Origin of the sequence: Caballeronia sp. NK8 (assembly GCF_018408855.1) — a bacterium.
GTDB lineage: Bacteria > Pseudomonadota > Gammaproteobacteria > Burkholderiales > Burkholderiaceae > Caballeronia.
In genome coordinates, this window is the sequence record NZ_AP024325.1 from 1,469,868 (window position 1) to 1,488,811 (window position 18,944).

The 18,944-nt window shown below is 56.7% G+C and carries 15 protein-coding genes; 5 read left to right on the forward strand and 10 right to left on the reverse strand.

Annotated elements, in window-relative coordinates:
• Nucleotides 1-29: 29 nt before the first annotated feature.
• The gene (locus tag NK8_RS32020; protein ID WP_213232257.1) at nucleotides 30-866 is read right to left on the reverse strand and encodes an SDR family NAD(P)-dependent oxidoreductase; all 837 of its coding nucleotides are present in this window, start codon (nucleotides 864-866) and stop codon (nucleotides 30-32) included.
• 294 nt (nucleotides 867-1,160) lie between these two features.
• On the opposite strand from NK8_RS32020, the gene NK8_RS32025 reads away from it, so the two are divergent.
• Nucleotides 1,161-2,279: a CapA family protein gene (locus NK8_RS32025; protein WP_213232259.1), complete on the forward strand. Its 1,119-nt coding sequence runs from the start codon at nucleotides 1,161-1,163 to the stop codon at nucleotides 2,277-2,279.
• Between the two features lie 98 nt (nucleotides 2,280-2,377).
• Nucleotides 2,378-3,100, forward strand: a complete 723-nt coding sequence (locus NK8_RS32030) for an SDR family oxidoreductase (protein WP_301549896.1) — start codon at nucleotides 2,378-2,380, stop codon at nucleotides 3,098-3,100.
• Between the two features lie 23 nt (nucleotides 3,101-3,123).
• Here the strand turns inward: NK8_RS32030 and NK8_RS32035 are convergent, their stop codons facing one another.
• The 9 genes from NK8_RS32035 to NK8_RS32075 form a co-directional block, all read right to left on the reverse strand.
• Nucleotides 3,124-3,885, reverse strand: a complete 762-nt coding sequence (locus NK8_RS32035) for an IclR family transcriptional regulator (RefSeq protein WP_106854492.1) — start codon at nucleotides 3,883-3,885, stop codon at nucleotides 3,124-3,126.
• Between the two features lie 530 nt (nucleotides 3,886-4,415).
• A complete protein-coding gene (locus NK8_RS32040; RefSeq protein ID WP_213232263.1) occupies nucleotides 4,416-5,978 on the reverse strand; it encodes a tripartite tricarboxylate transporter permease in 1,563 nt (520 codons plus the stop codon).
• On the reverse strand, nucleotides 5,975-6,445 hold the full coding sequence (locus tag NK8_RS32045; RefSeq protein ID WP_213232265.1) for a tripartite tricarboxylate transporter TctB family protein: 471 nt from the start codon (nucleotides 6,443-6,445) through the stop codon (nucleotides 5,975-5,977). The genes NK8_RS32040 and NK8_RS32045 overlap by 4 nt, the downstream gene beginning before the upstream one ends.
• Nucleotides 6,446-6,909: 464 nt before the next feature.
• Complete coding sequence (gene tcuB / locus NK8_RS32050; RefSeq protein WP_213233274.1) at nucleotides 6,910-8,076, reverse strand: tricarballylate utilization 4Fe-4S protein TcuB; 1,167 nt, start codon at nucleotides 8,074-8,076, stop codon at nucleotides 6,910-6,912.
• Nucleotides 8,063-9,472 carry an FAD-dependent tricarballylate dehydrogenase TcuA gene (tcuA, locus tag NK8_RS32055; protein WP_213232266.1) on the reverse strand — a complete coding sequence of 470 codons (1,410 nt, stop codon included), beginning with the start codon at nucleotides 9,470-9,472 and terminating at the stop codon, nucleotides 8,063-8,065. The genes tcuB and tcuA overlap by 14 nt, the downstream gene beginning before the upstream one ends.
• Nucleotides 9,473-10,546: 1,074 nt before the next feature.
• Nucleotides 10,547-11,341, reverse strand: coding sequence for an enoyl-CoA hydratase/isomerase family protein (locus tag NK8_RS32060; protein WP_213232267.1), 795 nt, complete (start codon nucleotides 11,339-11,341; stop codon nucleotides 10,547-10,549).
• A gap of 80 nt (nucleotides 11,342-11,421) precedes the next feature.
• Entirely contained in the window at nucleotides 11,422-12,165 is a 744-nt protein-coding gene (locus tag NK8_RS32065) for an enoyl-CoA hydratase/isomerase family protein (protein ID WP_225936452.1), read from the reverse strand.
• 34 nt (nucleotides 12,166-12,199) lie between these two features.
• Nucleotides 12,200-13,243 carry a CDP-6-deoxy-delta-3,4-glucoseen reductase gene (locus NK8_RS32070; RefSeq protein ID WP_213232268.1) on the reverse strand — a complete coding sequence of 348 codons (1,044 nt, stop codon included), beginning with the start codon at nucleotides 13,241-13,243 and terminating at the stop codon, nucleotides 12,200-12,202.
• Nucleotides 13,244-13,287: 44 nt separating this feature from the next.
• Nucleotides 13,288-15,417, reverse strand: a complete 2,130-nt coding sequence (locus tag NK8_RS32075; RefSeq protein ID WP_213232269.1) for an acetate--CoA ligase family protein — start codon at nucleotides 15,415-15,417, stop codon at nucleotides 13,288-13,290.
• Between the two features lie 367 nt (nucleotides 15,418-15,784).
• Here NK8_RS32075 and NK8_RS32080 point away from each other — a divergent pair, with 367 nt between their 5' ends.
• The 3 genes from NK8_RS32080 (at nucleotide 15,785) to NK8_RS32090 (ending at nucleotide 18,902) form a co-directional block, all read left to right on the forward strand.
• Nucleotides 15,785-16,537, forward strand: a complete 753-nt coding sequence (locus tag NK8_RS32080; protein ID WP_225936453.1) for a hypothetical protein — start codon at nucleotides 15,785-15,787, stop codon at nucleotides 16,535-16,537.
• Between the two features lie 312 nt (nucleotides 16,538-16,849).
• Nucleotides 16,850-18,304: a multidrug transporter subunit MdtD gene (gene mdtD, locus NK8_RS32085; protein WP_213232270.1), complete on the forward strand. Its 1,455-nt coding sequence runs from the start codon at nucleotides 16,850-16,852 to the stop codon at nucleotides 18,302-18,304.
• Nucleotides 18,305-18,680: 376 nt separating this feature from the next.
• Nucleotides 18,681-18,902 carry a hypothetical protein gene (locus NK8_RS32090; RefSeq protein WP_213232272.1) on the forward strand — a complete coding sequence of 74 codons (222 nt, stop codon included), beginning with the start codon at nucleotides 18,681-18,683 and terminating at the stop codon, nucleotides 18,900-18,902.
• Nucleotides 18,903-18,944: the final 42 nt, after the last annotated feature.

The window sequence follows — 18,944 nt, forward strand, 5'->3', positions numbered from 1 at the left end:
CGTATTCGCCACAAGGCGAATACGGCAACTCAGATTCGATTCAGAATGCGGCCGCCGTCGACAAGAAGCGAAACGCCAGTGACGAAATCCGCTTCGTCAGAAGCAAGGTAGAGCGCAGCGTTCGCAACATCCCAAGCGCTGCCCTGACGCCCGAGCGGTACTTTGGCATCGCGGTCCGCCAACACCTGCTCGCGTGACTGGCTCCATTCACGAACCCGTGCCTCAACCGCCATCGGTGTCGCAATCAACCCCGGCAGCACGCAGTTGGCGCGAATCCCAAACGGCGCATTCTGCAGCGCGAGTTGTTCTGTAAACGCGATCACCCCCGCTTTGGTGGCCTTGTACGCCACGTAGGGGTATTTCCCAGGTCCAGCGGCGGATGACACGTTGACAATCGAGCCCGAGCGCTGCGCACGCATGATCGCGACGGCGTGTTTGCAAGCGAACACCGTTCCTCGCAGATTAATTCGGCATATGTTGTCGAACTTGTCTTCGGTGATGTCCATTAAATCAGCGTCACCGCCGCCCAAGCTGACCCCGACGTTGTTGTGGAGTACGTCCAGCGAGCCCCACCGCTCTTTTGCGCCGTAGATGGCTTGGACAAGTTCGTTCTCACGAGTCACGTCCGCGCCGAACGCAACGGCCTCAAAACCTTCGGCCCGGATCATCTCGGCTGTTTCCTCAGCTGACTCGATCGACCGGTCGACGGCCACCACGCGCGCCCCTTCCCGCGCGAAGCGAACGGCTGCCGCCCTGCCGTTGCCGATCCCTTCCCCAGGCGCCTGTCCTGCCCCAATGACCACCGCGACTTTCCCTTCCAGTCGAGCCTTACTCGTCCATCCTTGCCCGCGATCACTTCTATCCATGTCTGTCCTCGCTATGTCTCGTATATGCAGCCGTTTGCGCTTCCCAAGCCTCCTCGATCCACAAGATAGACTCGTGGACCGGCAAGAAAATGCTATCATGGGTTCCTATAATCAGCACGCATTTCATTGATCGGAACTCAAAGAATCGATCTCGCTTGAGAGCGCCCTCTTGAAGCCCTGAGGGCATGATCTCTCATGGTGGGACAATTTCGATTGGAAGAAGAGGATTCTCGGAAAGACTCGGCGTCGACCGGGTCAGAAGGTTTCAGCGGACCGAACATCAAAGGAGGAGCAATGTCAGACACTTCAACCGTAGTTATTGCTGGAGATTGTGGACCCACCCATGGGCCCGCTGAGGGATACCCGATTGAGGGCTACACTGAGCTGGTCCAGCCGGTTCTGGAGAAGGCAAACTTCCGGTTCGTCAACTGTATGCGGACCTATTCGACTCGCGGGGTCAAGTCTGACCATGCACCGCAGGTGTGTCAGCCCGTAGAAATGTCGAAGCTCTTCACCGGAGGGCTGTTCGACGCTGTGACAATGTCCAACAACCATAGCTATGACGCTGGACCTGACGCTCTTGTGGATACGAGAGACCTGCTCATGGAAAGCGGCGTCCAGGTTACGGGCGCAGGACGTAATCTCGCGGAGGCGCGCCAACCTGCGATTGTCGAGCGCAACGGCGTGAGGGTCGGTTACCTAGGCTACACCTCGGTAGGAGCGGCAGGCAGCGACGCCGGACCTCAGAAGCCCGGCGTGACAAATGTGCGGATCAAGACGACCTATGAAACGCGCGGGCCGCATCAACCTGTGCGCGTGCACACCGAACCTAATGCTGAAGACCTAGGGCGACTTATTGAGGACGTCACCGCCTTACGCTCTCAGGCTGATGTAGTCATCCTGGCCTTCCACTCTGGTGTAATCCGCCTACCACGGGTAATCTCCGACTACCAAGTCACCGTGGCGCATGCGGCGATCGACGCAGGTGCCGATATGGTCGTGTGCCACGCACCCCATATTCCGAAGGCTATCGAGGTTTACAAGGGAAAGGTAATCTTTTACAGCTTGGGTGTTTTCGCCATGACAAAGTCCTTTGCTGCTCCTTCGTGGACCAATGAGCCGGCTTGGGCGCACGGTGCTGTCAGGAACCATACGGACCTAGACCCTACCTACCCCCTCATGCCTTACGGGAAGGACTGCACTCTTGGTCTGCTGGCAAAGGCAGAAGTTTCAAAGAACGGGATTGGCCGGGTTTCATTTCTGCCGATGACCTTCGATGCCCGCTATCGCCCCCAAGTGTTGCTGCGCGATGACAAGCGTTTTGACGACCTCGTCGCATACATGGAATGGGTCTCCGAAGACATGCCACACCACTTCGAAGTGGTCGGAGACGAAGTGCTCATCACCGGCTAAGCGTGCGAACGCTGTTGAAAACGTACACCTGAGGCAAGCTGATTATGGATTTGGGAATACGCGGCAAAACGGCATTGGTCACCGCCTCGAGCGGGGGAATGGGTCGAAACATTGCACATGCGCTAGCCGCCGAGGGGGTCAATCTGGCGCTTTTTGCGCGCTCTGCGGACAAGCTGCAGGCAATAGCGCAGGAAATTGAGGCACAGCATGGCGTCCGAGCGCTGGCGATTCCGGGCAGCATGCTCTCTCGCAGTGATGTGGACAGCCTTGTGCGAAGGCTACAAACCGAATTTTCAGGCGTGGACATCGCCGTCCTCAACACGGGCCGCCCACCAAACCCCATCCGCGCCACGGTCGAAGAGACCGAAGAGGAACGATGGACCGAGGCGTATCAAAGCCAGTTGTGGGGGACGATCCAGGTGGTGAGTCAGCTTACGCCACAGATGATGACGAGGGGTTGGGGGCGAATCATCGCCGTCACCTCTGCGTCTGTAAAGGCGCCAATGCCGCACCACAGTCTCTCGACCGTCTTCAGGGCGGGCGTGACCGCCTATATGAAGCACTTGGCCAACGAAGTGGGAACGAAAGGCATCACGGTCAACTGCGTGGCGCCCGCGCTGATCGAAACGCCTCACCGCGCGGGTTCCGCAGCGTACACTCCAGAACAGGCCGAAGCACGAAAGAAGCTTACGCCACTGGGGCGCATGGGAACTCAGCAAGAACTCACGGGGGTGGTCACTTTTCTCGCGTCGATGCAAGCAGGTTTCATCACCGGTGCAACGGTGCCGGTGGATGGTGGGATGGTTAGCTCATTGTTCTAAGTCAGAAACGAATACGTGGACGCTCAGGGCTCATCAATCGGCACAGACAGTTCGGCCTGCCCCCCGAATTGCCGCGAGATGCTCGCCGCGGCGTCCACTACCAGCTTCACAAACTCCTTCTCATGCATCTGCATTCGAACCGTAGGCGCGCCTACGGACAGGCAATAATGCACTTCTTCATTGACATCCGTGATTGGGGCGGAGATCGCCGAAATTCCCATCAGTCGTTCCCCATGCGACACAGCAAACCCTGCTTCGCGAACCCGCTCAAGCTCCGCAAGGAGCTCAGCTTTCGTTTGCTTTGACGCCTTACCTACGCTCGCAAGTAACGGAGTGAGCTCAGCCTTCGGCATATAAGCCATCAGCACCTTTGACCCAGAGCCAGCCTGCAGCGGGATCTGCTCGCCTGCTTGAACGACCGCCCTCAATGGCGCCATAACGGTCGATATCGATTCGATACAGATTCGGTTACGTCCGGACACTGTATGCAGCGAGACCGTCTCTTTCGTCTTCTCTGCAAGATCAGTCATGAACGGTCGCGCAATCTCGCGGATACCGAGCGTACTTTTCACAAGGCCTGCGAGGCGCGTAAACCGGAACGAAAGACAGTACTGCTGGTCCTCCAATCGCACGAGGTAACCTGCCTGCTCCAAACTCTGGACGATACGAAACGTCGTCGACTTCGGCAGTTCAATGCGGTCAGAGATCTGCTGGAGCGATAAACTGCTTCGTTCAGTGCTGAAACTCTCGAAAACCGCCAAAATCCGTTCCACCGAGCGCATCATAGGATGAAGTTCCGTTCGAATATTTCTGTGATGCCGTATGGTACAACAGCACAGGTGGCTCCGCGATACAGAGCCATGTCCAACGAGGCTTTCTCCAGAAAATTCCTCCCACATTGCATATGAGGGGCGCATGAAAGCCCACTATTAACCTCGTACGAACGGGACTTTATTGGGGACAAGAATCGTCTGGCAACTGGAGCCGCGTTTCTGAACGGTAGACCGCACGGAGTTGGGACAACGATCTAAGCCTTCACAAGAGTCAGAGTGCGCTGGTACCACATTGGGGCTCGCGCGACCCTCTGAATTACCGAGGTCAATGATCCACATCTACCTCGTCCATGATCCCCATACCGCTCGCATCGCAACCTGCATTACTAGTACTTAGACGTAGCGCAAAAAAGAGGGCGCCTCCCATATGACACGGTCGGCGCCCCACCCCTGAGAGGACTTTGTCGCGGTCGCGCGCTTGACTTTACGTTACAGAAGCCGAACGGCGGCCATCGCTTCTAACTGAAATTCCGAAGCTTCGACTAGTCTTCGGCTACAACAGTATTTGACAGAGACGGGGCCTGTTTGTCGGCGTCCGCCAGCGGACCCCTCTTCTTTCTTGCACCGCGCCATGCGAAGTACGCTTGACCGACGATAAGCAGCATACAGGCAGACATGAACGCCGCGCTGATGGGTCGCTCAATGAAGATCCCCATATCGCCTCTTGAAAGCAGCAGCGCACGTCGAAAGTTCTCTTCGACCATTGGGCCAAGTACGTACCCCAACAAGATCGTCGCAACTGGGAATTTGAGTGCTAACAGTATGGCTCCGATGATACCGAAAACGAGGACCTCGGCAACTTCGAACAGGCTATTGTTAGTGCTATAGACCCCGATCGCAATAAAGAACAACGCTGACGGATACATCAGCCGGTACGGAACCTGAAGCAGCTTCACCCAAATTCCAATCAGCGGCACGTTCAAGATCAGGAGAAGCACGTTTCCGATCCAGAAGCTGGCAATCAGTCCCCAGAACAGATCCGCATGTTCAGTGATGAGTTGCGGACCCGGCTGGTACCCTTGGATCAGCAACGCCCCAAGAAGCAGTGCCATCACGGCGTCGCCGGGAATACCAAGGGTCATCGTTGGAATGAAGTCAACCTGCGTTTTGGCGTGCGTGGACGCTTCGGGACTCGCCACCCCTTCAATTGCGCCTTGCCCGAACCGATTAGGATCCTTCGCCACTTTTCTCTCTAAGGCATACGCAATGAACGTTGTGATGGTCGGCCCCGTGCCTGGCATCGCGCCGAACAAGGTACCAACGCACGTTCCGCGTACCATAGGCCAAAACGCCTGCTTCAATTCCTTGACGGATGGCCGCATATCGCGAAAACGAACTTTGGCCTGCGTACCGATGAATGCGACTCGATTGACACTGAGCATGAAGTCGGCAACGCCGAAGAGACCCATCGCAAGAGCCACGAGTTCAATTTTGTCCGAGAGCTCTGTAAAGCCGAAGGTGAAGCGTTGAATACCAGTATTGACATCCGTACCGACAATGCCCAAGAGAAGTCCGAAGACCGTCATCGCGATTCCCTTTAGTTTAGAACCGCGTGCCATCGTCGAGCCGGCGATAAGTCCGAGCATCATGATCGAAACAATTTCGGTCGGCCCAAATTCAAACGCGACTTTTACAAGCAATGGGGAGGCAAAGATCATGACGATAATGCCGACCGAGGCCGCAAAGAACGATGCAACCATCGTGATGCCGAGCGCCGTACCCCCCTTTCCCTGCTTGGTCATTGGATACCCATCAATGCATGTCACCGCATGCGGCGGATGGGAAGGAAGGTTAAGCAAGATCGCACCAAGCGCGCCGCCATACTGCGAGCCGTAAAAGATCCCTGCCAACATCAAGAGAGCAGGCACAGCATGCATCGAGTAAGTGAGCGGCAACAACATGGCGATTGCCGACAGCGCGCCCATCCCGGGAAGCACACCAATCAGGTTGCCGACAAGCACCCCGAAGAAGGACCAAAATAGGTTCTGCGGCAACAACGCAACACTGAAGCCGAACCACAGATCGTGAAGTGTCTGAGCGATCATGCGAAACCCCACTTGAACAAAGGCAACTGAATTTGCAACGCCCACCAGAAGACCACAATGGCGACCCCAACTAGCGCGATGGCGAGAAGCGCAGCGGATCTCCACGTGTTCTTTCGATCACCAAGCGCTGAAATAAAAACGACCGCGAAGGTCGCGACAAGGAGTCCCAAATACTTTGCTAGGACAACGAATGCCATCACACCGAGGCATATGAGAAACCAGGCCTTCCACTCCGCACCGTGGTGTTCTTTCTCTTCTTCAGCAGGCGGCGAGAGACGACCCTGCACAGCGATCGCAATTCCGACTACGGTCAAGATGGCACCAAGCGCAAATGGGAAATACCCTGGACCCATCTGGCTGAGTGAACCTAGATGTAACGACATTGAATGTATTGCTACTGCAATCCCAATGCCAAACATCAAGACGCCTCCAACGACATCCCTGTTTAGGCTTTTTCCGAACATCATGCCTCCTTTTAGATATTTCTAAGCGCCGTTACGCGCCGATCGAGCTACCGTTTCGCGCCTCCAGACCCCGCGATTTCTTGGATGCTTGGAAGTCCGCTAGAAAAAGCTGGTACGCGGCGATGCCGTCGAAGTGCACCACGGCATCGCACACGCTTCCGGCCGCAGCGTCTACCAAAATAGATCGTAAGGCGGTTCGGCAACGATCGAGCGTCGTTAAGAAGGGACTACGGCTTCGACCGCTCACGCTCGGAGCGCGCAGATGGAATTTCTTAAGGGGCATGATTTGTTTGAGGACTTCGGGCAATTCTTGCGATGTCGTAAGAACATCACTTGCACCCGTAAGACACTCAGTCTCCTGTATTTAAAGAATTCACACGCATCTGAATGCCGAGTTCGATAGTGGAGTGTCAGTCCCAATCGATCGACGCGGTACACCTAGCTCATTAGCCTACCTACACATTTAATCAATCTTCAACCAACAGGGTAGACGGCTTTCTCTTCTCAATTGCCCATTTCAGCAAAGCCGCCGTGCGGAAGATTCCATGCGCGAATTTTCCGTATGGAAGGGTCGCGAAAAGAGCCATGACTACCCCGAGATGAACCGCGAGTAACACGGCCATCGCAGAGGTTTCCCTCAGAGCCAGGAGAATCAACCCGGTTATTGCGGTCAACCACAGGAGAACAATGAAACCGACATCCATACTCCTCTGGCCACGGTCTCCATGGAGCGGGTGCCGCTTCAGATTAAGGACAAAGAGGCCGCTAGTTCCGGCGAGCAAGCTCATACCGCCGAACGATCCAAGAAACACCGGAAGGCTGCTGAGTGCATATGGCGCCTCCCACTTGAAGAGATAATGGTAGGCGGTCGCAACGCACGTCGAGGCGAAGCACAGTAAGAATCCATAGAAGGTAAGGTGATGGAAACGCCTGCGTGCGAGTGAGTACGCGTCGTCCTCGTTGTTGCATCCATCTCCATGGCCACCTCCAAGATAGCGAAGGCTCAATACGTCACCGGCGGTTTCCGACGCAGCAGACATTGACGGCGCGCCGGGATTTTCGTTCCTCCAGAACTTTCTCACTCCGATGCCCAGCGCTAGCGCTGCCAAGGCAAAGACAACGCCGAACATCAATGCCAGCAGATTGTGCGGAAAAACTGCGTAAAAATTCGCACCAGCGGCAGGTACCGATCCCGCCGTCATGTACATCCCGAGCACGAGGAAAAGCGCCAAACCACTCGCGAGCGCGGCCGACACCGTCAGCCCGTTACGCTTGTAAAGCCGTCCGAACGCTGACGGCCACGCGTAGTCGACGTAGGTAGTCAAGCGGACTTGTGCCATCGCTTTAGGCACGTTCACCGCAAACTCGTGCGGCGGTGCGTATTGGCAGGAATGAAGGCACGCACCACAGTTGTGGCAGAGATTGGCCAGAAAATGCACGTCAGAGCGATCGAATTCCAGCCTGCGAGTCATAGCCGGGAAAACGGCGCAAAAGCCCTCGCAGTAGCGACAAGCGTTGCAAATCTGCATGATTCTGTTTACTTCGTTCTCTTGCTCCGACAGAGCAGATCGAACGATGATTTCGTTCTTAGCGAGCGCAGATGCCTCTCGAGCCAAAGCTTCAAGCGATTGCATGGTCATGTTTCCCTTTCACGTTTCTTGCCGCCAGTGCAGCCTGACTACCTGCGATGCGGCCAAATGCGGTGCCGATAGCCATACCGACCCCCGCCGTATATCCTTTCCCGAGGACGTTGCCCGCCATCATCTCCCCTGCTACGAAGAGATTTTCGGACGGGGTTCCGTCGAAGTAGACGGCCGCGCGGGGATCAGTCCTCAGCCCCAGGTAGGTGAACGTGATGCCTGGGCGCAACGCGTAGGCGTAATACGGAGGCTTGTCGAGAGGTTGCGCCCAGTGCGTTTTTGGGGGCGTTAGATTCTCGGTATGGCAGTCGTCAAGAACGGCATGGTTGAACGTCCCTACGCGACACGCCGCGTTATATGATTCGATCGTGTTCATGAACCGCTCTTCACCAATCCTCATCGCACGGGCAAGTTCAGGGAGCGAATGAGCTCGAGTGCCAGGAAAGACAGGGGGCATGAATCGCCCTACAGCCTTCGAATCGATCACTGAATATGCGATTTGCCCAGGTTGCTGAGCGACGAGGCGTCCCCAGATCGCATAGCGTTTAGGCCAAAAATCTTCGCCTTCGTCGTAGAAACGGTCTCCATCTCGATTGAGGACGACTCCAAGCGAAACGCAATCAACTCTTGTGCAAATGCCTCCATCGTAAAGCGGCGCTCGCGCATCGATAGCCACACAATGCGATTGCGACGGATCTCCGATAGTATCGGCACCCGCGTCAATCATGAATTTGAGCAAGGTTCCCATGTTGAAGCGGGTACCCCGGATCAGGAAGTTGTCTGCGATCCACTGACCGTTCACTTGCCCCCACGCTTCCCGCAGCCACTCACGATTCGATTCAAATCCGCCAGCGGCGAGCACGCAAGTACGTGCCTCAATGCGCTCAGAGCCAATTCGCGCAGCCACGAAGCGCTCGCCATCGAGCTCGATCGAATCCACTGGCGCGTTATAGCGAATTTGAACGCCGAGCGCTTCCGCGCTACGGTAGTAAGCGTTCACCAACGCCTTACCGCCGCCCATGAAGAAGGCGTTAGTTCGCGCGACGTGCAAGGCTCCAGACAGCGGTGGCTGGAATCGAACTCCATGTCCACGCATCCAGTCTCGACAGTTCGACGAAGCTTTGATTGCGATTCGGGCAAGTTTCTCATCGGTCAACCCACCGGTAACCTTGAGAAGGTCCTGCCAATACTCTTCTTCGGGATAAGCATCGACTAGCACGTCTTGGGGTGCGTCGTGCATGCAGCGCAGGTTGCGCGTGTGTTGAGAATTACCTCCACGCCACTCTTTCGGCGCGGCCTCGAGCACGAGAACTGAAGCACCCGCTTCTCGCGCCATCAGGGCAGCGCAAAGGGCTGCGTTGCCACCTCCAATCACAAGCACATCTATCATCGTCTCGCTCCGACTTCCATTTTTTTCAGTGTAGGCCTCTGGGTTTTTGATCAAAACTAGGATCGAGGCAACACGTCTTCATAAACACGCAACTCCGCCGCGACACACGCGAAACCTGCTTTGTTCGTACCAGCAGCGAGGCTTGTTCGTAATTGACGTCTTCGCGGTTTTAATGCTTCGCTCAAGCAATGCGTAGCTCTAAAATCATGGCGGGCTCAGACACACACACTGAACATCGGGCGCCTTGCAGATGGGGGAAGGACGCTCCACGAACCGTCGTCGTGACGAAAGAAGAAAATGACGAGGTCTCGGTCGGACTGAGTCGTCTCGACACAAACGCCTCGAAACGGATTCGATTTCACCGGAATGGTTCGAGTGACCCGGATCCCACTTGCCGGCGCTGAGCCAAACCATTTGTGAACCAACCAGCGTAATGACTGCCCGTCCGTTCTCATCATCAACTCCTCGCCTTTTCCTCACCGTCGGCGTTAGAGGGGGAAACTTCATCCAACGCCTCGGCCCACATCTGCAATGCAACGAATCCGGTCAATTTCCTTTCCCGGCACCGATTCCGCCGCGACGTCTTTCTTGTCGTGACTTCAGTCTACAACCAATTTCGTTGGTTGGTACAAGTTTCATTCATCAGAACTTGGAAATCGATTGATTTGTTCTTGGAGAGACCGGAGCCAGGACCCGAGAGGTCGAATAAGCGCAGGAGGTCCGCCGCGCTACGGTGCTCCGCAAGAGTCGTGGGACTCAACGCGACCTCGCCTGCGTTTTCGCCAATGTTGGCGGCAGATTGCACAAGGGGCCGCATGCGCCGTCGGCAAGCCCTCGCGTGGGCGGGACGCGACCGGTTAGCGAGCATTCAACTTCGAGACGGCGGCGGTGCTCTTTCCGACCTCGTGTCGAGTGTTCGACCGTGCACCGGTTTCGCGCGACGGCGAGACGGACGAATTGAGTTCGCTCATGTCGAGCTCCCTGCGCGTGCCGACGTCGAGATGAACCGACGTCGGACACGCGAGGAGTCATTGCATGAGTCGAAATGGAGAGCGATGCGTGATGCGGGAGCGATTAGCTTCCCCGATACTTCGGCTTACGCTTCTCCTTATACGCGGAGATTGCTTCTCTGTAGTCATCCGTGGATTGGATGACCGCCATGTGCGCTGCCACGGACTCGAGGCTGGTGCGCAGATCGGTACGTAGCGACTGATACATTAGCTTCTTGATGTCGCGAATCTGAATAGGCGGACCCTCAGCCAGGCGCGTAGCGAACGTAAGCGTTTCTCGAAAGAGATCCGCATCGTTGAAGACACGATTGACTAGGCCGACCTTCAGTGCTTCGTCTGCGGAAACGAAGTCTCCCGTCCACAGCAACTCAAGCGCTCTCGCGGGCCCAACGAGTCGAGGTAAGAAGTAACAGCCGCCGTTTCCAGGAATGAGGCCGACCTTCACGTACCCCTCTGAGAACCGAGCCGAAGTCCCTGCAAAGCGCACGTCGCACATTAAGGAGAGGTCCATTCCCGCCCCGACTGCTGCTCCGTTGACAGCAGCAATCAACGGCTTCTCGAATTCCTCGACAGCCAACGCTACCTGGTGCGTAACCTTCTGCAAACGGAGCTTTCGTTCAAGTGGCGTCGGGTCGCCAGCCGCCCTTTCGGCTGCACGTCGTCCGAGATCGCCCCCGGAACAAAACGCGTCTCCAGCCCCAGTAATTACGAAACAGCCGACATCGTTATCTTCATTTGCTTCTTTTAGGGCGTTGCGGAGGACCTCCAGCATTTCCTCGCTAAGCGCGTTCTTCTTTTCGGGTCGATTCAGTCGTGCGACGAGTACACGGTCAATTCTTTCAAGCTCGAGGTCCGCCATCTAGTCTCCTTGCCAGGGCACGTTTCTACAGTCCATTCATCGCGTGTCGCCAACCATTAACAGCGGTCGGCGGCCCTTAACTACTTCGCAACCTTTTGTCGATGCCGCGCGTGCTCCTCCCGCGCCTCGTTCAAAGCTTTCTTGAGCGAGCGGTTGATCCAGCGCTTGTTCTCCGCGAAGGCGTGAGGATCCTTAGACCCAAGCCCTTTGGCTACGACCTCGGCGGCCGATTGCAACTCACTAGGTGGCACGACGCTCGTGACCAAACCGCGACTCAGAGCCTCCCGCGCCGGCATACGCCTTCCCGTCTGAATGAGATCCAATGCCAGGGCCCGACCTCCGATCACTTCAAGAATGTTCGCCCCGGAGAACGTTGGGATGCTCAGATTGATCTCTGGCAATGTCAGTTCTGCTTCGTCAGCGGCAACACAGGCGTCTGACAGAAGCGCGAGCATTGCTCCGGCTCCGCTTGCGGTACCGTTAAGGACCGTAATCACCGGCTTCGGACAGTTCATGACCGCATCTTGCAACGATGCCAACGCGTGGGAGCGGCGCTCACGTTGGCCCGCCTGATCCCCGTCCTCCGGCCTTTCGCGCACATCCACCCCAGCGCTAAACACGCGGGTTCCAGCACCTGTCAGAAGAATTGTTTGCACGTCAGCATTGCTGCCCGCCTCAACGATTGCGGAAGTCATGCGCTCCACCATCGCGACCGTCATCGCATTTGCTTTCTCGGCGCGGCTTATCGTTATCCAGATCTGAGCATTACGCAACTCGACGCCCACAGCGATAGTCGCTGAACCAGGACTGACACCTTGCATCATTGCATCTCCTTATGTTCTTTCCACTCGAGTGGCCTCAGGCCGCCGGCGTTGCGCCCGACACGAAGATGTCGGCGAAAAATTCAGTTTCTGGCAGACGGCGTTCGTTAATGAAGTCCCTGCGCGCTGATTGAACAACGATTGGCGCCCCGCATGCATAAACTTGATGCTGCGAAAGATCGGCAAAGTCTTCCATTACGGCTTGATGCACGAACCCGGATCGTCCAGTCCAGTTGTCTTCCGCCGATGCATCGGATATCACCGGAACATAGTTGAGTCCGATGTCCGTTACCCAAGCTTTGGCAACATCATGCAAATAGAGGTCCTTCGGCCGCCGACCACCCCAGTACAATGTCATAGGACGACCGTGAGCCTTGCGAACCTCTTGTTCGATCATCGCTTTGATAGGCGCGAATCCCGTCCCGCTCGCAACGAAAATCATCGGCTTCTCGGTAGCTTCGCGGATGAAGAAGGTACCCAGCGGTCCTTCGAACCTGAGAAGGTCGTTCTCGGCCATCTTTCCGAAAACGTGCCGACTGAATGGCCCGTCGTAGTTGCGCAGATGCAGCTCAACGAACCCCGCGTCATCGGGCGAGTTGGCGATAGACAAGCTCCGACGGATACCACCTGGAATGGCGATGTTGATGTACTGCCCGGGCAAGAACGCCAGACTCTGATTGGCCGGAAGTCGCAGACGAATCCGCATTACGTCGTCTGCCAACCGCTCAAGGCGATCCACTCGACAGGCCAGCTTGCGCACCGGATAGCCCTCCACCACCGGAATCACGCTGCATTCGACGGTCAACGCAGAACGTGGTCTAGATTGGCAGAGCAGCGTGTAGCCCTCGTCGATGTCCGCTTGCGTAAGCGTTGCCGTTTGAGCCATACCAGGGTCTAACTCTCCGTCGACCACCCGCGCCTTACACGACCCACACACCCCGCTTTTACAGCTGTAGGGCAGAGGATATCCGGCGCTTAGAGCGGCCTCGAGAATGGTCTGCTCGGATCGCACTTCCAAGGTACGGTCCAGCGGTTTGAAGAGGACTGGGAAGGTGTCCGACAAAACTTGACCTTCACTCATGACAGATTCACCTTTTACTAACTATAGTGTATTCACAGTGCCGCTTACGCGTTGTCCGTGGTCGATGGAATGATCAGGGCGTCGGCTGCGACCACTCCTTGCGGGAGCACAAAGAGGGGATTAACGTCGACTTCTTTGACGATGCCTCGGTTGTCCCACGCAAAGCGGGAAAGCGCCGAAAGAGCATGCGCCACGGCTTCGACATCGAGGGCGGCGGATCCGCGCGCGCCGTCCATGATCCGACGGCATTGCAACTCGTCAACCATCTCGCGAGCGGTTTTCACGTCAAAGGGCGCGAGGCGGCAAGCGGAATCTCGAAGAAGCTCGGTATAAATGCCTCCCGCCCCGACCACGACCACGGGGCCGAACACCTCATCATTCACGACGCCAGCGATAAGCTCGAAGCCCCCCTGGACCATTTCAGAAACCAACACGCCTTCAATGCGTGCGGCCGGTGCGTGCGTTCGCGCATTCTCAAGCACCTCTGCGATCGACGACTCGAGTTCTTCTCGCGTGCGCAACCCCACCTTAACGCCACCGATTTCGGTCTTGTGCGGAATGTCGGCGGAGACAATTTTTACGACCAATGGAGCCCTCAGCGTATCAAAAGCCGCGCCGTCGACACCCTCGACGATGACATCCTTCGTGACTGGGATGCCTGCTGCGGCCAAAATTTCCTTCGACTCGGTTTCCGACAAACTTCCCTTCTTGATCGCGTCCGAGAGATCGTTGGTTTGAGCTACAGCGTCTTCCGCCTCCGACGCATGCGCTGAGTCAGTCAGCTTGACCTTAGCTTCGCCGTATCGCTTGAGCATTGCGATCGCTCTAGCCGCACGTGAAGGCGAGGGAAGAACTGGAATCCTCGCGCGGTCGAAGATCTCCAGCGCGGGAGCAATCTGGTCTGCGGGTGCCGAAGAAAAGACAAGTACCGGCTTATCGGTTTCACGTGCAATGCCCGCCAACACTTCAGCAGCAGCGACGCTCCCGGCGCTACCGGTCGTAGCAAGGTTAACGCAGACCGAGTGGACCGACGGATCGTCGAGCGTGGCAAGAACCGCCGCCTTCAACCTTTCACGGTTTGCAGCGGAGAAGTAGCCTGCGGTCAGGTCAATGGGATTGTGTACTGCTCCGATATTCGGGACGACGTCCTTGAGCCGTGCTTGCGTGCTTTCACTAAGGTCGCACAGGGAGAGCCCCTCCGGCTCCCCCGCATCGGCGAACACGATTGCCGATCCTCCCGACACGCCCATGACACCAACCCCGCCACCAGACGGGTACTTCGCACCGGCAAGCGCCTTCAGAAAGTCGACAGCCTCGTGGATCTCCCGGATCTCGACGATTCCAGTCTGCTTGAAAAGCGCGCGATAGAAGTCGTAGCTACCTGTAAGACTTGCAGTGTGTGAGGCTGCTGCGCGAGCTCCTTGCTCCGTCACGCCCCCTTTCCAAAGGAGCACGGGCTTCCCTGCCGCCAGGGCACGGCGCCCAACGTTCAGCAGCGCGCGTCCGTCCCTTGTACCTTCGATATATGCGACGATGATTTCGGTTTCGGGATCGTCCAGGAGGGCATCGATAAGCTGAACGGTATCGATGTCGGTCTCGTTTCCTGTCGCAATCACATGGCGAAAACCCACCCCGGCGGCGGCGCACCCAAGGGCGAGGCTATAGCCGAATCCGCCGCTTTGCGTCACGAGAGAAACCGATCCCGCCTTGAGCTTCGGCTCGCGCGTAATGCTGCCGAATGCGGCATACACGTTAGAGTGAATATTCGCAAATCCAAGACAATTCGGTCCGATGAGACGCATGCCCGAGTCACGGGCGATCGTGAGCATCTTCTTTTCCAGCTCAATGCCTTCCGGGCCGCTCTCACGGAAGCCACCGCTCAACACAACAGCGAACGGGACCTTCTTGGCAGCGCTTTGCTCGAGAACAGCCAGAACACCTTTTGCGGGCACACCAATGACGACGAGATCCACCGGTCCGTCAATGTGGTCAACTGCCGGGTAGCACTTCAACCCCTCGAACTGCTCGTACTTGGGGTTGACTGGATATACCTTTCCCGCGAACCCATTCTTGAGCAACGCCCGGACAGCTTGGGAACCGGGGCGAGCCGCGTCGTCCGACACGCCCACGACTGCGACGAATCGGGGTTCAAATAAATGTTTGAAGGAGTTCATAGTCACTAAATCTCGGGCCCTTGAGCTAGATGCCGCTCGGATTGAAACGGAAGAATGCACGGTCACGACGCGTCATCGATGTACCGCTGGTTGACTGAACTCTATTCCTGGAAAACTGCCGCGTCAACAAAAAATGGAATTGGTTTCGATGAATGAAACCAAAACTCCCTGCACGTCGCCACAACGAGCGAAACAGCCACGTCTTCGCATATCACCCTTGGCTGGTCCTAGGTTCCGATCAATGGAACTCATGCTACTTAATAAAACCGTGATAGGATGCGCTTGTGATCGCTGGAGCTGCCGACGAGCCGAGATCCATTCGACACACCGACCCTGCAGGCAGTGGTAAGACACAAGGAGATTTCTGATGATTTACACACGAAGCGGCGCCGACGCTCTCGCAAATCGCAACGTCGTGGTTTCGCCCGGCACGGGTAACGAACACTGGGGCACCGTCTTCTTTGGGCCTCGCAGTTCAAAGAGCGCGGGCGCCGGGCCGCAGGCGACGATGTCGGAACTCAATCCCAACGAATCCGTTGTCTCGCACTTCCACGGAGTGACGATGTTCCAATGCTTCATCGCGGGATCGGGGACCTTGGGAGCCCGCAAACAGGTTTTGGAGCCTCTGACGGTTCAATTCAAAGATCACCACACCGCTTACGGCCCGATCGTCGCCGGCCCTCAAGGGCTTTCGTTCGTTGCAATGCGCATGTACACGGGTAATTCGGAGCCCGTGTATCTTGATAAACCCGGCTACAGGGAGCGGCTTGAACCGAGCAAGCGGCGCCACCTCACGTCAGAGCCTGTTCGTTTTTCTATCGAACCAGTGCTTGCAGCAAGAAAGGAGGCAGTTTGGGAGACGTTGCTCGAAGACTCGAGTGACGGCATGCATGCCCAGGTCGTTCGCCTCGGCGCAGGTATGAGCGTCCCCGGACCCGATCCGAAAGCAGCGGCCGGCTATTACGTATTCGTCGGGAACGGCACTTTGTTGCACAACGACGAAGAGCTGCCGCTGTGGTCGATGGTCGTGGTGGAACCGAGCGAGGAGAAGTTCGACATCCGGGCGGGCGATAAAGGTCTGGAAGCGCTGGTCCTGCAGTACCCGCGTGAGGAACGATAAGCTAAGTCGGATTTGCACCCCTGCTTCCTCAGGCGGGGGCCGTACTCCCGGCCTTACGACGCGAGCAGTAATTCGGATCACACCATTTTCAGTGGCTTTCGATTACAAGGACATGGTCTGCTCCCGGCACGTTCCATGACTTCGACGCTCCAGTCGGCCTTCGGCGGCGACTGCCTCAACGTCGACACAGGTCATCGCCCGCCTCATTAAGTGCTTCTTTTCTTGCATTCCCGCTGCGCCACGGCAGAATGCCGCTCTCTGGTCATCTCCCCGACGCCGACTTCATCGATTCGATAACCGAAACAGCATCTGATGAGCGATAACTCGATTGGCTCACAAACGGCCGAGCTCGACAAAGCAAGCGCACGAAAAGTCACAATGACACTGTGGCTAGTTGCAACCGGCTTTTTCATGCAGACGCTCGACACGACGATCGTCAACACCGCATTGCCTTCGATCGCTCGCAGTCTCGGAGAAGCTCCGCTCCACATGCAATCCGTGGTGATTGCTTACTCGCTGACAATGGCGCTTGTGATTCCCGCATCGGGGTTTCTAGCGGACCGATTTGGAACGCGTAAAGTATTCCTCGCTGCGATCATCATCTTTACCGTCGGCTCTTTGATGTGCGCAAACTCCCGTGCGCTATGGCAGCTGGTGTCTGCGCGAGTCGTTCAAGGAGTGGGGGGTGCGATGCTGCTGCCGGTTGGACGGCTGGCAATACTGCGCAATTTTCCACGGGAACGATACCTGCCGGCATTGAGTTCGCTAGCAGTCCTTGGACTAGTGGGTCCGCTGCTCGGCCCGACCCTGGGCGGATGGCTTACTGACGTCGCCTCTTGGCATTGGATATTCCTCATCAACGTACCAATCGGCGCAATCGGCTGCATCGGATGCTTTTTTTTCATGGTCGGGAAGCCCCAGCCGACTGTGACGCGATTTGACTTCAAGGGATATATTCTTCTAGTGCTCGCCATGCTGTCGCTAACCATCGCGCTAGATGGACTCGCGGAGCTCGGCCTACAACGAGCCTCAGTATTGGTTTTGCTAATCTTGGCATTCGCATTCCTCGTATCCTATGCGCTGCACTCCACAGATAATCCCGCGTCGCTTCTCCCGCTCACCCTACTCAAAATCCCAACATTCAAGATCGGTCTTCTTGGGAACCTGTTTGCTCGCATCGGCGGCGGAGCGATGCCATACTTGCTGCCGCTGTTCTTGCAAGTGGCTCTCGGATATACACCATTTCATGCGGGCTTGATGATGCTACCCGTGGCAGCAGCTGGAATCGCGTCAAAACGAGTCATCGTTGCGATGATTACAGCGTATGGCTACCGTACGGTCCTTGTCTCCAATACAGTTCTTGCCGGACTGAGCATGGCGAGCTTCGCCTTCGTTGACCCGCAGCAGCCGCTATGGGTCCGACTCCTACAACTTGCGTTCTTTGGCGCGGTCAATTCAAACCAATTTACTGCGATGAATGCGCTCACCTTGAAGGACTTGGATACTGTCGGCGCAAGCAGTGGGAATAGTCTGTTCTCGCTCACCCAAATGCTGTCCATGAGCCTCGGGGTGACAGTGGCGGGCGCGATGCTAGCGATGTTTGGAAACGTATTTTCAACGCATCTGCAGCCTCAAGCTCTACCCGTGTTTCACTCTACGTTCGTGTGCGTCGGGTTAATCACGATGTCATCTGCTTTCATTTTTGCCCAGTTAGCGTCCGACACGAGAGGCATCGACGCCCGGAAGACCAACGCGGTCGAAGACTAGACTGTCACACCCCCTGGTTGCACGTAAGAGGCGTCCAGCCGCCGTTGATCCACGCACTGCATTGCCCTGCCGATTTCACTTCGACCGGCAATCGAGCAACGGGTCCGTCGGCGCGCGGGTGGTTCCAATAGACTTGATTGTCACTGGTTGGAGGCGAGCCCGCGATAATTCGCTGTTTCGGAATTGGCATGAGGTTGCTATCTGGCACCCCTCGCCCTGCTGTTGACTTTGGGCTTGCCACACCCGTGCCCTCTCAATTGCCCGCCAAAGAGGCGGCGTTCCTTTTCGAGGTGGCCGGGGATGTGACCAAAGCCTCACCGTGCTGCATCCGTGCACCTGCAAATCGACGAGCAGCCCGCGTTAACTGACCGCATCGGTGCCCAGCATCGACATTTTGTACGTCATCTCACTCGCCAGGATCGCGGTTGCGCGAAGAATGCCAGTTTCGGCCGCAGTCGCCTCTCCATTGAACAGTCTGCCAACAAGAATCACACGGTTCACCGAGCGCATGCCTCATCAGCGCTTCGTCACCACGCCGGAAGCCACCATCGATCATCGCCATGCAGCAAAAGACGGCAGCAACGACGACTTTGGGTAGCGCTCGCAAGGACGCGAGCGCGCCGTCGTTTCCCGAAATGAC

Coding starts and splice junctions, on each gene's coding strand:
- NK8_RS32020 (WP_213232257.1), bottom strand. CDS start 866: ATGGATAGAAGTGATCGCGGGCAAGGATGGACGAGTAAGGCTCGACTG.
- NK8_RS32025 (WP_213232259.1), top strand. CDS start 1,161: ATGTCAGACACTTCAACCGTAGTTATTGCTGGAGATTGTGGACCCACC.
- NK8_RS32030 (WP_301549896.1), top strand. CDS start 2,378: ATGGGTCGAAACATTGCACATGCGCTAGCCGCCGAGGGGGTCAATCTG.
- NK8_RS32035 (WP_106854492.1), bottom strand. CDS start 3,885: ATGATGCGCTCGGTGGAACGGATTTTGGCGGTTTTCGAGAGTTTCAGC.
- NK8_RS32040 (WP_213232263.1), bottom strand. CDS start 5,978: ATGATCGCTCAGACACTTCACGATCTGTGGTTCGGCTTCAGTGTTGCG.
- NK8_RS32045 (WP_213232265.1), bottom strand. CDS start 6,445: ATGATGTTCGGAAAAAGCCTAAACAGGGATGTCGTTGGAGGCGTCTTG.
- tcuB (WP_213233274.1), bottom strand. CDS start 8,076: ATGCAATCGCTTGAAGCTTTGGCTCGAGAGGCATCTGCGCTCGCTAAG.
- tcuA (WP_213232266.1), bottom strand. CDS start 9,472: ATGATAGATGTGCTTGTGATTGGAGGTGGCAACGCAGCCCTTTGCGCT.
- NK8_RS32060 (WP_213232267.1), bottom strand. CDS start 11,341: ATGGCGGACCTCGAGCTTGAAAGAATTGACCGTGTACTCGTCGCACGA.
- NK8_RS32065 (WP_225936452.1), bottom strand. CDS start 12,165: ATGATGCAAGGTGTCAGTCCTGGTTCAGCGACTATCGCTGTGGGCGTC.
- NK8_RS32070 (WP_213232268.1), bottom strand. CDS start 13,243: ATGAGTGAAGGTCAAGTTTTGTCGGACACCTTCCCAGTCCTCTTCAAA.
- NK8_RS32075 (WP_213232269.1), bottom strand. CDS start 15,417: ATGAACTCCTTCAAACATTTATTTGAACCCCGATTCGTCGCAGTCGTG.
- NK8_RS32080 (WP_225936453.1), top strand. CDS start 15,785: ATGATTTACACACGAAGCGGCGCCGACGCTCTCGCAAATCGCAACGTC.
- mdtD (WP_213232270.1), top strand. CDS start 16,850: ATGAGCGATAACTCGATTGGCTCACAAACGGCCGAGCTCGACAAAGCA.